A 14,934-nucleotide genomic window follows, 5' to 3' on the forward strand; every position below is an offset into this window, starting at 1 on the left:
CGTTGTTGTTATTGCACGTTTTCTTCAGCTAATGGAGGCACGGCCTTCCCTTGCCGACGATAAAACTCAGTCACAAAGTCGTCTAATTTACCCTGCTCGATCGCGTCCCGCAAACCCTGCATCACTCGCTGGTAATAACGCAGGTTGTGAATAGTATTCAAACGGGCACCCAATATCTCGTTGCACTTGTCCAGATGGTACAAATAGCTGCGAGTGTAATTCTTGCAGGTGTAGCAATCACAATCGGCATCCAGGGTACTGGTATCCTCGCGATACTTGGCATTGCGGATCTTGACCACGCCATCGGTGGTAAACAGATGACCGTTGCGGGCGTTGCGGGTCGGCATCACACAGTCGAACATGTCGACGCCACGGCGTACCCCTTCCACCAGATCTTCCGGCTTGCCCACGCCCATCAGGTAGCGTGGCTTGTCGGCCGGAATTTTCGGGCAGACATGCTCGAGGATCCTGTGCATGTCTTCCTTGGGCTCGCCCACCGCCAGACCGCCGACCGCATAACCATCGAAGCCGATCTCCAGCAGGCCGTTGAGGGACACGTCCCGCAACTCTTCATACACGGAGCCCTGGATGATACCGAACAGGGCATTTTTGTTGCCCAGGGCATCAAACTTGTCGCGGGAGCGCTTGCCCCAGCGCAGGGACATCTCCATGGACTTGCGCGCTTCTTCGTAAGTGGCCGGATAGGGGGTGCACTCGTCGAAGATCATGACGATGTCGGAGCCCAGATCGTACTGGATCTCCATGGATTTCTCGGGGTCGAGGAAGATCTTCTCGCCATTGATGGGGTGACGGAAGTGCACACCCGCCTCGGTGATCTTGCGAATGTGCCCCAGGCTGAATACCTGGAAACCACCGGAATCGGTCAGGATGGGACCCTGCCAGTTCATGAAATCGTGCAGATCACCGTGGGCGCGCATCACCGCCTGGCCCGGCCGCAGCCAGAGGTGGAAAGTGTTGCCCAGCAGGATCTCGGCGCCGGTCTCGCGTACTTCTTCCGGGGTCATCCCCTTGACGGTGCCGTAGGTGCCGACCGGCATGAAGGCCGGGGTCTGGACCACGCCACGTTCAAACACCAGCTGGCCGCGACGGGCCCGGCCGTCGGTGGTTTTCAGTTCAAATTTCATTGCTACCTCGATTCAGTCAGAGAAACAGTCTGACAGCAGGGGACCCGATGGGCCCGATACAACAAGAAGCCGGCCAGGATCCTGCCAAACAGTCCCTGAACGGCTTCTGAAGGGCGAGGTTTATACCTTCGCCCGGCGACGGGTGACGAACATGGCGTCCCCGTAGCTAAAGAAACGGTACTGCTCGGCCACGGCCGCCTGATAGGCCGCCATCACGTTATCATACCCGGCGAAGGCACTGACCAGCATGATCAGGGTCGACTCGGGCAGATGGAAGTTGGTGACCATGGCATCGACCACCTGGAACTGGTAGCCGGGGAAGATAAAGATGTCGGTGTCGCTGAAGAAGGGCGCCAGCGGCTGACCCTGGGCCAGGGTCGCCTTGGCGGCGCTCTCCAGCGAACGTACCGAAGTGGTACCCACGGCAATGACTCGGCCGCCACGGGCACGGGTCGCCGCGATGGCGTCGACCACCTCTTGTGGCACCTCGGCATACTCCGAGTGCATGTGGTGATCTTCAATCTTGTCCACCCGCACCGGCTGGAAGGTTCCCGCCCCCACATGCAGAGTGACAAAGGCGGTCTCCACCCCTTTGGCCCTGATCCGCTCGAGCAGCGGCTCGTCAAAGTGCAGACCCGCGGTCGGCGCCGCCACGGCACCCGGCTTCTGGTTGTAAACGGTCTGGTAGCGCTCCTTGTCGGCATCCTCATCGGGCCTGTCGATATAAGGCGGCAGCGGCATATGGCCGATGGCGTCGAGGATGTCGAGCACGGGGCGGGGATCCAGGAAGTGGATCTCGAACAGGGCGTCATGACGGGCGCGCATCTCGGCTTCAACACCCCCATCGAGTATGAGGCGGGTGCCTGGCTTGGGCGCCTTGGAGGCGCGCACATGGGCCAATACGCTCTTCTCATCCAGAATACGCTCTACCAGCACCTCCAGCTTGCCGCCGCTGGCCTTCTGGCCAAACATGCGAGCAGGAATGACCCGGGTGTTATTGAACACCAGCAGATCGCCGGGATTGAGCAGGTCGAGTACGTCGACAAATTGGCCGTGGCGCAGGGCGCCGCTGTCGCCATCAAGTTGAAGCAGACGGCTGGCAGTACGTTCGCTCATGGGATAGCGGGCGATCAGCTCATCGGGCAACTCAAAGGAAAAATCGGATACTTGCATCGTGACTACTTGGCTTGGCAATAGGATCGGCGGCTAGTCTAGTTATCCCCCACAGGCATGGCAACCGAAAAGGCCAAAAACACAAGGGATACAAGGGGTACAGACCCGCTTTGTGAACCAGGATCAGTTAATTTGGCTATTGCCTTCCCCCTTGACTCCGATCATGTTTTGCCCCTCGCCACTGGGCTAGGGTGAAGTGAGCCACACAAGGTTGGTCCCAAGGAGGTTCGCATGATGACCCTGAGCGAGATAATGACAGAGCAGCCCTTCACCCTGGGGCCGGACAACAGCGTCAAGCAGGCGATGGACCTGATGCAGCAGGAGCGGATCCGCCATATTCCCATCGTCGATGAACAGCGGCAGCTACTCGGCCTGGTTACACTCACCGACATACTGGCAACGCGCGAATCCAAGCTATTGCTCATTGACCCTGAACGGGAGGCCGAATTTACCGACAGCGTGCGTCTCGAGGAGATCATGACCCGCAAAGTCGCCACCGTCAGCCCCCATGCCGGTATCAAAGAAGCCGCACTGTATCTGCAACGGCATCGCTATGGCTGCCTGCCGGTACAAGACAAGGGACAGCTGGTCGGCATAGTCACCGAGTCGGATATGATCACGGTGGCGATCAACTTGCTGGAGCTGATGGAAGACAGTGACCCCTCACCCATCACTGACTAATGCTGTAGTGAACAGATCTAGATTTGGTAATTAAATTACAAAAATAGATTTATTTAGGCGATATTTTCGCCATTAACCTTTTTTTAATGACCAATTTTGACTTTAAAAGAACATAAAGCCATTGCAATGTGATATTGATCACACTATTATTCCCCCATGCAATGTTTGCCGAGAAGATGCCTGTGGCGCGTGCAACCACCCTAGCGTCTTCTCATTCTCTGCAAGTTTGCACACCCCGTAGTGAGTCTTTATTTTTATTGCCATTCCTTTGTTTTGATACCCCGGCCCTGGCGCCGGGATTTTTTTATCTGTCATTTTCGCGCAGATAACCCCCAGGAAACCAAAGACCCAGGGCCTGCGCAGATCTCCTTTGCTGGGGCGACCTTTCCGGATCAAGCCGCTCATCACTGCCCATCCAGCGCCGATTCCCGGCGCTACACCACCTTCGCCTCACACTTCCCCTCCAGCATGGGGTAAAGCTGGATTTAACATCTTCCTTATCTTTAGAAAACATATGTTTATTCTAAATTGATCGGTATATTCATCCTGGGTACAGGCAAGATGGTTAATCTAAAAAACAGATTTGTCCGATTCATAATTGCCGCTTTAACCGATTGGGAAATGGCCCTATCATCATCCCAGTCAACTAACCCAGGGTCGCAAATCGTTGCCCCAGGGACACACAGGAGCAAATAGATGTCTACCTATATCAATACCGAGATCAAGCCGTTCAACGCTACCGCCTACCACAATGGCAAATTCGTTCAGGTCTCCGACGCTGACTTGAAAGGCAAGTGGTCCGTGGTGTTCTTCTACCCGGCTGACTTCACTTTCGTTTGCCCGACCGAGCTGGGTGACCTGGCTGACAACTACGCCGAATTCCAGAAGCTGGGCGTCGAGATCTACGCCGTCTCCACTGACACCCACTTCACTCACAAAGCGTGGCATGACACTTCCGACACCATCCAGAAGATCCAGTATCCGATGATTGGTGACCCGACTGGTGCCATCACCCGCAACTTCGGCGTGATGATTGAAGAAGCTGGCCTGGCTGACCGTGGCACCTTCGTCATCGACCCGCAGGGCATCATCCAGATCGTTGAAATCAACGCTGGTGGCATTGGTCGTGACGCTCTGGAACTGCTGCGCAAAGTCAAAGCTGCCCAGTACGTTGCCTCCCACCCGGGTGAAGTGTGCCCGGCCAAGTGGAAAGAGGGTGATGCCACTCTGGCGCCGTCCCTGGATCTGGTAGGCAAAATCTAAGCCTCCCTCCTCCAAGACCGGCCCATTCAAGGGCCGGTCTGCTTTCTGGCCCATAGCTTTCTGAATCCAGTAATGTGCCGACCCGCAATAACAAGAAGGAATTCGACCATGTTAGATACCAACCTCAAACAGCAGCTCAACGGTTACTTGCAGTACATCGTCAATCCTATCGAGATCAGCGTGTCCGGCAATGACAGCGACAAGTCCGCAGAGCTGCTGGCCCTGGCCCGCGAAATCAGCGACATGTCCCCCAAAATTTCCATGACTGATGGCAGTAATGCCCGCAAGCCTTCCATGAGCATCGCGCCCCAGGGCCAGGCCCCGCGTGTTCATTTTGCCGGCATCCCCATGGGTCATGAATTTACCTCCCTGGTGCTCGCCCTGCTGCAAAGCGGCGGCCACCCCTCCAAGGCCGATCCGGCCGTGCTGGAGCAGGTCAAGAACCTGAAGGGCGAGTTCCACTTTGAGACTTATATCTCTCTGTCCTGCCATAACTGCCCGGACGTGGTGCAGGCCCTGAACCTGATGGCGACCCTGAACCCCGGCATCACCCACACCATGATCGACGGTGCCCTGTTCCAGGATGAGGTGAATGAGCGTCAGATCATGGCCGTGCCAAACGTCTATATGAATGGCCAGCCGTTCAGTCAGGGCCGCATCTCCCTGGAGGAGATCGTTGCCAAGCTCGATACCGGCGCAGCAGAACGCAAGGCCGCCGAGCTGAGCGAGAAAGCGCCCTACGACGTCCTGGTGGTGGGGGGGGGCCCGGCGGGGGCAGCCGCCGCCATCTATGCCGCCCGCAAAGGGATCCGTACCGCCATCGTCGCCGAGCGTTTCGGTGGCCAGGTGATGGACACCGTCGGCATCGAGAACTTCATCTCCGTGACCTACACCGAAGGTCCCAAGCTGGCCGCCAGCCTGGAGCAGCACGTCAAGCAGTACGGGGTGGAAGTGATCACCGAACAGCGTGCCGCCGCCATCAGCAAGGATGGTTATGTCAATGTGGAGCTGGCCTCCGGTGCCACTCTGAAGAGCCGCGCCGTGATCCTGGCGACCGGTGCCCGCTGGCGCGATCTGAACGTACCGGGTGAGGTCGAATACCGCACCAAGGGCGTGGCCTACTGCCCGCACTGCGACGGCCCCTTCTTCAAGGGCAAGCGCGTGGCGGTGATCGGTGGTGGTAACTCAGGTATCGAAGCCGCCATCGATCTCGCTGGCATCGTCGAGCACGTCACTGTGGTGGAATTCGCCGATACCCTGCGTGCCGACGACGTATTGCAGAAGAAGGCCCGCTCCATGGGCAACATCGACATCATCATGAGCGCCCGCACCACCGAAGTGATAGGCGATGGCAGCAAGGTGGTGGGGATGGATTATGAAGATCGCACCACCGGGGAAATCAAGCACCTGGCGGTAGCGGGCATCTTCGTCCAGATAGGTCTGGTACCGAACACCGAGTTCCTCAAGGGGAGCGAGATTGCCCTGACCCGCTTTGGCGAGATAGAAATCGATGCGAGGGGCGCCACTTCCCTGCCCGGTGTTTATGCCGCAGGGGACGCCACTACGGTGCCGTTCAAGCAGATCATCATCTCCATGGGCGCGGGTGCCACCGCAGCATTGGCGGCATTTGATCACCTGATCCGCACCCCTGAGCCTGCTCAGGTTCAACAAGCTGAGCCCGCCCTGGCCTAACCTCGACCAACCCGATCGCAAACCGGTGCCAAGGCACCGGTTTTTTTATTCCCGTTTCGGGCATCGCTTCAGGGCCGCCCAGTCACTCCCGTGGAGTGAGCCGCTTGCTCATGGCGATATTGGTCACCTCATAGCCCAACCTGCGATAGAGGGCCAAGGCCGCCGGATTGTTGGCAAACACGTTCAATCCTATGCTGGCAAGCCCCAAGTCGCGGGCCAGGGGCTCGAGCAACTCGAAGGCCCGCTGCCCATGGCCCAGGCGCCGCGCATGGGGCAAGATGGTTATGTCAAACACGAAACCGCTGCGCCCCTCATCGGATCCTCGCAGCGCAAACCAGAGCCCACCCACTGTCTGCCCTTCCCCATCACGGATCTCAAACAGTCGATGATCGGCGGTATCCAACCCTTGAGGCAGCAGGGCCTCATATTCGGCCTGGGCTCGCGCGACTGCCCCGGCCAGTGGCCAACGACCGGTCGCCACATTCTCCTCGGCATAGTCACGCCAAGATTGTGCCACATAACTCTCATAATAAGCCTGGCTCATGGCCACCAGCTCGGTCTGCATATGAACTCCTCGATGATCTGCTGGCCTCTCTTGCGCTCTGGGTCTCACCATGGCATCAAGGTCCTTTACGCTATTTGTCCTGCTCAGCCCGGATCCTGACCAGGTCAGTACCCGGCTAACTCGTCTGCCCCTGGGGCTCTGCCAGCTCCACATCGGGTCTGGGTTCAAGCTCGGCACTCATGGGTGTATTGGGAGGCACCGGCATAAACTGCTGATGTTCGGCCAGGGGGACTGGCGCTCTAACCCGTTGACGCCATACCAGAAACAGCGTCAGCAACACGCCGCACAGGCAGAAGTAGGCAAACAGGCCCTGGGGACCAAACAGGTGGATGGCGGTTGGCGCGAGCACCGGTCCTATCATGGCGCCCAGGCTATAGGAGAGCAACAACCCTTGGTTGGCACTGAGTACCTGATCCGGCTTGAGCTCATCACAGGCATGGCTGAGGCTCAGGGGGTAAATCGAGAACGCCAGGCCGCCAAACAGGAAGATGAGTCCGGTCATCAACCACTGAGGTTGAGGCGCGGGCAATGCCGCCATCAGCAAGGCGATGACGGAGAGCAGGGCAGCAAGGACGCCAATGATGAGGCGCCGATCGAAGCGGTCCGATATGCGCCCGATTGGGTATTGCAGGCACATCCCCCCCAGGATCACCACGGCCATCATGTTGGCTACCCGCTCGATGGGGTAGCCACTGTCGGTGAAAAACAGCGGCAGCAGACCATAGATGGCTCCCAAAATGAGGCCCGAGGTCATGCTGCTCCACATGCCTGCCGGCGTGAGGCGGAACAACTCGAGAAAGCCCACCTTCTGGGGTTGTATCATGGCGGGCATGGCAACCCTGGAGAGAGCTAGCGGGATCACTGAGAGAGAGGCGGCCATGGCGCACAGGGCAAATGGCACCAGCATCATGGGGTCTACTACCTTGAGCAGCAGCTGACCGGCGGCCAAGGCACCGTAGAGCAATATCATGTAGAGGGACATCAACTTGCCCCTATTGGCCGGGGTGCTGGAGACCAGCATCCAGGATTCGAGCACCACAAACAGGCCGCCGGTGGCAAAGCCCCCCAGCAGCCTGAGCCCGGCCCAGACCCAGGGATCGACAATGAGACCATGCAGTATGGTCAGTGTGCAGATGAGAGAGGCATAGGCGGCGTAGGCACGGATATGGCCCACTCTGATGATGAGACGGGCATTGGCAAAGGAGCCGAGTACCAGACCGGCAAAGTAGGCGCCAGAAACCAGGCCTATGGCCTGAGCATCTACCTGCTCGGCCGAGAGCCGCATCGTCAGCAGTGTGCTCATCAAGCCATGACCCAGAATGAAGATCACTAAACTTATCAGGGGAGAAATCACCCCTTGCAACCGCGTTGCTGCCATAGACAAGCCACCCTTTTTTCAAGCCAGAACCACACAGGCTACGGATAAATGACGTGAGCTTCAACCCATACGGCGTCACCATGGCTGACTCAGTTGCCCCCATGCTGCACCAGGCCCCCGGATAATCAACTCATAGCCGGAGGCCCATCTAACCTCCACTGAATTGCCAGCGCAGTCTGCTTCACGAACTTATCGAGGGGTTATCTCCCTGGTCGTTACCCCGTAAAACAAGAGCATCGAGGAGACCTGGATGCCCCTTAACAATATACCCGCCATACAGGGTCTTGATCCTGCCCCCTCGGCTCTCAGGCTAGAGGCCATATATAGATGGGCGATTTCCGCCTCCCGAATCCAGCAAGATAACCCCACCGCCCCTCAAGCAGAGAGAACCATGTCGCAAGCCTTCCCAAGCCCGCACAACTCCAATGGCTAGGTTGAGTGCAGTCTCATTGGCCGTGATAGCGTCATGGCCGCATCCTGCCGTGGCGTTCGCGCGATAAACGACGCTGAACAGCGTTATCTGCATCTACCGAGCCCATAGAGGCGGATGCCCATCCCAACCACTGGGGCAACAGTGCTTTAGCCACCCATGTGTTGGCCATGAACCTAAACCAGAAAGAGCCATGGCCACCGGTATGGCAATGGCAAATTCGGTAGTCTCTCGATGCAGGCTCCCGCTTGCCTAGCACCTTGAACCAAGGTGGAGCCAAAAGGGAATTACCCGGCTACGGGGTGAGCGCATCATCGTTGTGACTACAATTTGCAAGCATAAAAAAGGCCGCTCGATGAGCGGCCTCTTGGCATGGTATTAGCGCTTAGCTGTCGCGACGCTTACCAGCAAATTTACGATCTTTATTGAAGCCACCTTCACGGCGCTCCCCACCCTTGTTGAACGGGCGGTCACCGCTGGGGCGGCGATCCTTGTTGAAAGGACGATCGCTACGCGGAGGGCGCGGCGCGGTGTTGGTACCGGCAGGCACTTCGGTATAGCGAGTGATCTGCAGAGGACGCTGGCAGACACGAGCCTTCTTGATCACTTCCAGTACGTCGGCAGTCATGCCCTTGGGCAAGTCGACGGTGGAGAAGTCATCGGCGATGTCGATGTTACCGATGAAGCGGCTCTCGATGTTCGCTTCGTTGGCGATGGCGCCAACGATCTGGCCCGGCTTGACGCCGTGATGAGCACCCACGTCTACACGGTAGCGCTCCATCTCCACATCCGGGTTGTCTTTGAGCGGACGCGGCTCGAGGGACGGCATGCGACGAGCAGGACGATCACCACGGTCACCCGCATCACGGCTGCCGAAGTCACGGCCACCGTCACGACGTTCGAAGTCACGACCGCTGCCCGCATTGAACTGCGGCTCAGGGATGGAGTCATCCAGCAACAACGGCTGGTCGCCTTGTACCAGTTTGGCCAGTGCGGCAGCCAGCTCCAGCGGATCGGCAGAATCTTCTTCGATCAGCTCGTTCACCAGGTTCAGGTAGAGCTCCAGCTCTTCGCCCATCATGGTTTCCCGGATGCGCTCCTTGAACTTGGTCATACGGTGCTGGTTGATGTCCTCGGTGCTCGGCATCTTCATCGGCTCGATGGCCTGACGAGTGGCGTGCTCGATGGCGCGCAACATGCGGCGCTCACGGGGAGCAACAAACAGGATGGCTTCCCCCTTGCGACCGGCACGACCGGTACGGCCGATACGGTGTACGTAGGATTCGGTGTCGTAAGGGATGTCGTAGTTCACCACGTGGGTGATACGCTCAACGTCCAGACCACGGGCGACCACGTCGGTGGCGATCAGGATGTCCAACTGGCCCTGACGCAGCTTGTCGACGGTACGCTCACGCAACTTCTGCGGGATATCACCGTGCAGGGCTTCACAGGCGTGACCGCGAGCGGCCAGTTTACCAGCCAGCTCTTCGGCGGCGTTCTTGGTGCGAACAAACACCAGTACGGCTTCGTAGGGCTCGACTTCCAGCAAACGGGTCATGGCGTCCAGCTTGTGCAGACCGGTTACCTGCCAGTAGCGCTGGCGGATGGTCGGTGCAGTGGACGTCTTGGTGATGATCTTGATCTCTTTTGGCTGCTTCAGGTGCTTCTGGGCAACACGACGGATCTGGTCCGGCATGGTGGCAGAGAACAGCGCGACCTGACGAGTGCTCGGGCACTGATCCATGATCCAGTCCACGTCGTCGATGAAACCCATACGCAGCATTTCATCGGCTTCGTCCAGTACCAGAGCTCTCAGGCCAGAGAGGTCCAGGTTCTTGCGACGGATAAGATCCATCACACGGCCAGGGGTACCCACGACAACCTGGGCACCACGACGCAGGGCGCGGGTCTGGGTTTCGTAAGAGGAGCCGCCGTAGATGGGCAGGACGTGGAAGTCCGGCATGTGCTTGGCATAACGTTGGCAAGCTTCTGCAACCTGCAGCGCCAGTTCACGGGTCGGAGCCAACACCAAAACCTGGGTGTTGCGGTTACCAGCTTCCAGACGAGACAACAGAGGCAAGGCAAAAGCAGCGGTCTTCCCTGTACCGGTTTGCGCCTGCCCCAGCAGATCGTGTCCCGCCATCAGGTGGGGAATTGCTGCGGCCTGGATTGGTGACGGGCGCTCATAGCCCACGTCCTGCAGCGCTTTCAATACGGGCGCGGCCAGTCCAAGCTCACTAAAAAGGGGCAGTTGTTCGGTATCAGACATAGATTCTTCCAGATTAAGGCAGGCGGCTAAACACCGCGGAATAGCAAAAGGCGGCGATTATAGCGCCACTTTGTTCTGCTGTCTTGAAAAATGTGATAAGCCTCTCAAGACGTTGGCAATTATAGAGGGATCTTGCGACTATGGCTTGCTTATTTTTCAGCCATGGTGCGTGATAGCAGATCGCAATGCTCGCTAGCCCTTGTCCCGCTTGTGTTTGAGCACGGCAACGGTCAAACGACTAATACAAAGCAAACGCGCCCTTTCATCCCGAATCTCTATCTGCCACACCTGAGTCGTTGCCCCCAGGTGCAGGGGCGAGCAGCGCCCTGTCACCACCCCTTCCCGCTTGGCACGCAGATGATTGGCGTTAATCTCAAGGCCGACGCAATAATTGTCGCTGCCAACCGACATATTGGCCGCCACCGATCCCAGACTCTCCGCCAAGACCACAGAAGCACCGCCGTGCAACATGCCAAAAGGCTGATGGGTGCGCGCGTCCACTGGCATGGTCGCCTCGAGCCAATCGGGCCCAAAGTCGGAGTAGCAGATATCCAGATGGGCCATCAGAGTGTTGGCCGATGTCGCGTTTAGCTGCGCCAAGCTCAGAGGTTGTTGCCAGATAGCCTGTCTATCATCGCTCATGAACTGCAGATCTCCTTAAATGGGGTGAACATCATGGGGAACAAGCTGGCAGATGCAGCCAGCCTGAGCAGGTCGGCATCCGGTTTACCAGGGATAGCTGATGCCGGGCCACTCGGCCCAGGGCACTTCCCGCCCCGGCAAGCAGGGCTCGGGCCAGTGCCAGACCTTGCCGAGCCAGGCCCGCAGCTCGGTTTCGAGCTCGGCATCGGTGAGCGGCGCCTCGGCCACCTTCCAGAAGAAGAGCTCCACCGCCACCTCCGGCAGCACCGAGGGGTAGAGATAGACCCCGCCCCAAAATTGCGGCTCCCGATCCGGGCTCCAGAGGCCATAGGCAAACGATCGCTTGGCCAGAAACTCGGATCGTTGCCAGGCCAGATCCTCCTCATGCTGGCTCAGGCTGAACTGGGCGGAAGGCCAGACATCCTGGGGGCGAAACAGCTGATGCAACTGTTCCCGCTCGCGCAACATGGCCACAAACTCCACCACAGCCTGGGTCGGGTTGACCGGCAGCAACAGAAAACTCGGGTGCCGAAAGGCTTGCGGCACCCGAAACCGCTTGGGAAGCGTCAGCATCAGAGCAGTTCCAGCAGGGCCTGCAGCGGATGCTTGAGCTTCTCCCCCTCCATCCGTTTGACCTGGCTGCGGCACGAATAGCCGGTGGCCAGACAGCGCGCCTTGGGCAGACGGGAAAGCGGCTCGGCCCAGCTCAAGGCATAGATCCCCTTGGAATTGTCCACCTGCTTGGCGTCGTGACCATAAGTGCCCGCCATGCCGCAACAGCCCACCGACACAGGCTGCAAACGAGCGCCGAAGCGGCCAAACAAAGTACCCCAGTCACCATGAGTCGACGGTTTGGCCGTCTTCTCGGTGCAGTGGGCAAACAGATACCAGGGCTCAGCCTCTCCTTTTTCATCTACATCCGCGGTGGGCCTGGCAAGGGGCAGGGTGTCGGCCGGAAGAGAAAGCAGCCACTCCTGGGGCAGCAGTACCTGGAAGTCACCGCGGGCTGAACCCAGCGCTTTCACATACTCATCGCGATAACAGAGCACCAGGGAGGGGTCGACCCCCACCAACGGCACATCGAGGCGGGCCAGACGGTTAAGAAATTGCGCACTGTTGGCTGCGGTGCGGGCGAAGGCGCGCAAAAAGCCTTTCACATGCTGAGGCTTGCCGTTGGGCTGGAAAGGCAACAGATAGGGCTGATAACCGAGTTTGGTCATCAGTCGGACCAGGTCTCGTACCACGGGGGCATCGTAATAGCTGGTGAAGGGATCTTGCACCAGCAGCACCACCTTGGCTCGCTGCTCGGCGCTCATGGCTTCCAGCCCGGCAAGGTCGAAGTAGCGGGCACGATCGTCGCGCAGCTCCTCGTTCAGGGTCGGAATACTCAGTAGCGGCACATCCACCATACCGATACTCTTGGCGCTCAGGCGCTGAGCCCACTCCTTTTCCAGGAAGAAGTTGACCAATTTGGGCATCTTGGCAAGCCAGGGGGTATAGCTCTCAACGGTGCCGACGAAGTAATCCTTGGGACCACGCAGGTAGCGGGCGTGATAGAGCTGGATGAAACGAGCCCGAAAACTTGGCACATCCACCTTGATGGGGCACTGGCTGGTGCATGCCTTGCAGGCCAGGCACCCCTCCATCGCCTCCATCACCTCGTGGGAGAAGTCATACTGGCCACGACTGCGGGCCACCGTATTGCGAAACTTGTCGACTATCCCCTTTATCGCTAAGCCACGGCTTTGCAGCGCCACCTCCTCTGCCAGCGGATCGAAGCCCTGCTCGGCGAGTTGACGCAACCATTCGCGCATCAGTCCTGCCCGACCTTTCGGCGAGTGGCGGCGGTCGCGGCTTATCTTGACCGAGGGGCACATGGGGGAGTCGGTCTCGAAGGTGAAGCAGAGGCCGTTGCCATTGCAATCCATGGCGCGGGTGTAACTTTCCTGCACCGCAATGGGGATCTGGCGGTCGAACTTGCCGCGCTTGGGACCATCGACCGACACCAGCTCGGCACCACTGCCATAGGGCATGCAGATCTTGCCGGGATTGAGGCGGTTACCTGGGTCAAAAGCGCCTTTCACCCGTTGCAGTTCCTCCCACAGCTCACCGAAGAAGGCGGGGCTGTATTCGGAGCGAAACCCCTTGCCGTGCTCCCCCCACATCAAGCCGCCATATTTGGCGGTGAGCGCCACCACCTGATCCGAGATGCGCCGCAGCAGTACCTCCTGCTCGGGATCGCACAAGTCCAGCGCGGGACGCACGTGCAATACCCCCGCATCGACGTGGCCGAACATGCCGTAGTCGAGGCCGTGGCCGTCGAGCAGGGCACGAAACTCCATGATGAAGTCAGCCAGGGACTCTGGCGGCACGGCGGTATCTTCGGTGAAGGCCACCGGCTTCTTGCGCCCTTCGGCGTTGCCAAGCAGCCCCACCGACTTTTTGCGCATGCCGTAGATGGTTTCGATACTCGGCAGGTGATTGCACAGCTGATAGCCAATGATGCCCGCTTCCCCGCGCGCCAGCAGCGCATCGATGCGGCGGCGCAATTCAGCCACCTTGGCCTGATGCTCTTGCTCGTCGGTGTCGGCGAACTCGACGATGTTGAGTCCCTGCAGATCCTTGCCCGGCACGTCCTGGATCAGATCCTTCACCGAATGCCAGATGATGTCGGCGCGGGCCAGTCCCAGCACCCGGGAATCCACGGTCTCCACCGACAGGGCGTGGGCCTCGACCATGAAGGGGGCATTGCGCAGGGCTGATGGGAAGCTGTCGTACTTGACGTTGACCAGGGTCCGGTAGCGTGGAATGGGGGTGATGTTGAGTTTGGCTTCGGTGATGAACCCCAAGGAGCCTTCCGAGCCGCACAGTACCCGGCTCGCATCCAGGGTGTCGGTTTGCGGGCTATAGAGGTGCTTGAGATCGTAACCGGTCAGGAAGCGGTTGAGTTTGGGAAAGATGGCCTCTATGTCGGCGCGGCGCTCGCGGCCGATGCGATACAGGGTGCGATAAATCTCCCCCTCCCGGCTCTCCAGCGCCAGTTTGTCCGCCAGACGCGCGCCGGTGACTGGCTCGGTCGCCATGATGTCACCGTTTTCCAGCACCGCCTTCAAACCCAGCACATGATCCGAGGTCTTGCCGTAGACGAGCGACCCCTGCCCCGAAGCATCGGTGTTGACCATTCCCCCTAAGGTGGCGCGGTTGGAGGTAGAGAGATCCGGCGAGAAAAAATAGCCATGGGGCTTCAAGTAGGCATTGAGCTGATCCTTGACGACCCCGGCCTGGGCACGCACCCAGCCCTGCTCCAGATTAATTTCCAGGATCTGGTTCATATGGCGGGAGAGATCGACGATAATGCCGCCGCCCAAAGACTGGCCATTGGTGCCCGTACCGCCGCCGCGGGGGAAGAAGCTCAGGCTCTGGTAAGCAGGCTCCTGAGCCAGCTTGAGCAAGGTCGCTATATCATCCGTGCTGCGCGGATAGAGTACCGCCTGTGGGACTACCTGATAGACGCTGTTATCCGTCGCCATCGCCAACCGGCTTGCATAAGACTTTTCGATATCACCACGAAATGCACAGCGCCCTAGCAACTCAAGAAACTGCAGGGTTGTGGGTGACAAACTGTCCTGGTAATCGAGTCTCGGGATCATGAATCCTTGTTGCCTTCCATTGCTTTATGCCGGCGTACCGGCGACT

11 protein-coding genes are annotated in these 14,934 nt (G+C 58.8%); 3 read left to right on the forward strand and 8 right to left on the reverse strand.

The genetic code is table 11. The annotated features are described in order from the left end of the window. Positions 1-8: 8 nt before the first annotated feature. Positions 9-1,145: a tRNA guanosine(34) transglycosylase Tgt gene (gene tgt, locus ACSMDR_RS03200; RefSeq protein WP_005899995.1), complete on the reverse strand. Its 1,137-nt coding sequence runs from the start codon at positions 1,143-1,145 to the stop codon at positions 9-11. 120 nt (positions 1,146-1,265) lie between these two features. Next, positions 1,266-2,318 carry a tRNA preQ1(34) S-adenosylmethionine ribosyltransferase-isomerase QueA gene (gene queA / locus ACSMDR_RS03205; RefSeq protein ID WP_005899996.1) on the reverse strand — a complete coding sequence of 351 codons (1,053 nt, stop codon included), beginning with the start codon at positions 2,316-2,318 and terminating at the stop codon, positions 1,266-1,268. Between the two features lie 231 nt (positions 2,319-2,549). On the opposite strand from queA, the gene ACSMDR_RS03210 reads away from it, so the two are divergent. From ACSMDR_RS03210 to ahpF, 3 genes are all read left to right on the forward strand, one after another. Beyond that, on the forward strand, positions 2,550-2,999 hold the full coding sequence (locus ACSMDR_RS03210; RefSeq protein WP_005899998.1) for a CBS domain-containing protein: 450 nt from the start codon (positions 2,550-2,552) through the stop codon (positions 2,997-2,999). Positions 3,000-3,695: 696 nt separating this feature from the next. Then, entirely contained in the window at positions 3,696-4,262 is a 567-nt protein-coding gene (gene ahpC, locus ACSMDR_RS03215) for an alkyl hydroperoxide reductase subunit C (RefSeq protein WP_436467000.1), read from the forward strand. A gap of 108 nt (positions 4,263-4,370) precedes the next feature. Then, positions 4,371-5,954, forward strand: a complete 1,584-nt coding sequence (ahpF, locus tag ACSMDR_RS03220; RefSeq protein ID WP_436467001.1) for an alkyl hydroperoxide reductase subunit F — start codon at positions 4,371-4,373, stop codon at positions 5,952-5,954. A gap of 82 nt (positions 5,955-6,036) precedes the next feature. On the opposite strand, the gene ACSMDR_RS03225 is transcribed toward ahpF, so the two are convergent. From ACSMDR_RS03225 to ydiJ, 6 genes are all read right to left on the reverse strand, one after another. After that, positions 6,037-6,519, reverse strand: a complete 483-nt coding sequence (locus tag ACSMDR_RS03225; RefSeq protein ID WP_436467002.1) for a GNAT family N-acetyltransferase — start codon at positions 6,517-6,519, stop codon at positions 6,037-6,039. Between the two features lie 115 nt (positions 6,520-6,634). Next, complete coding sequence (locus ACSMDR_RS03230; protein WP_005900006.1) at positions 6,635-7,897, reverse strand: MFS transporter; 1,263 nt, start codon at positions 7,895-7,897, stop codon at positions 6,635-6,637. 815 nt (positions 7,898-8,712) lie between these two features. Continuing rightward, positions 8,713-10,596: a DEAD/DEAH box helicase gene (locus ACSMDR_RS03235; RefSeq protein WP_005900008.1), complete on the reverse strand. Its 1,884-nt coding sequence runs from the start codon at positions 10,594-10,596 to the stop codon at positions 8,713-8,715. Positions 10,597-10,788: 192 nt separating this feature from the next. After that, positions 10,789-11,238, reverse strand: a complete 450-nt coding sequence (locus ACSMDR_RS03240) for a hotdog fold thioesterase (RefSeq protein ID WP_436467003.1) — start codon at positions 11,236-11,238, stop codon at positions 10,789-10,791. Between the two features lie 84 nt (positions 11,239-11,322). Beyond that, entirely contained in the window at positions 11,323-11,811 is a 489-nt protein-coding gene (locus tag ACSMDR_RS03245) for a hypothetical protein (RefSeq protein ID WP_436467004.1), read from the reverse strand. Continuing rightward, positions 11,811-14,888 (reverse strand): D-2-hydroxyglutarate dehydrogenase YdiJ, encoded by a 3,078-nt coding sequence (ydiJ, locus tag ACSMDR_RS03250; protein ID WP_436467005.1) that lies wholly within the window; start codon positions 14,886-14,888, stop codon positions 11,811-11,813. Before ydiJ ends, ACSMDR_RS03245 begins: the two co-directional genes overlap by 1 nt. Positions 14,889-14,934 lie beyond the last annotated feature (46 nt).

The sequence above is a fragment of the Aeromonas molluscorum genome (assembly GCF_051376105.1).
In the GTDB taxonomy this organism is placed as follows: Bacteria; Pseudomonadota; Gammaproteobacteria; order Enterobacterales; family Aeromonadaceae; genus Aeromonas; species Aeromonas molluscorum.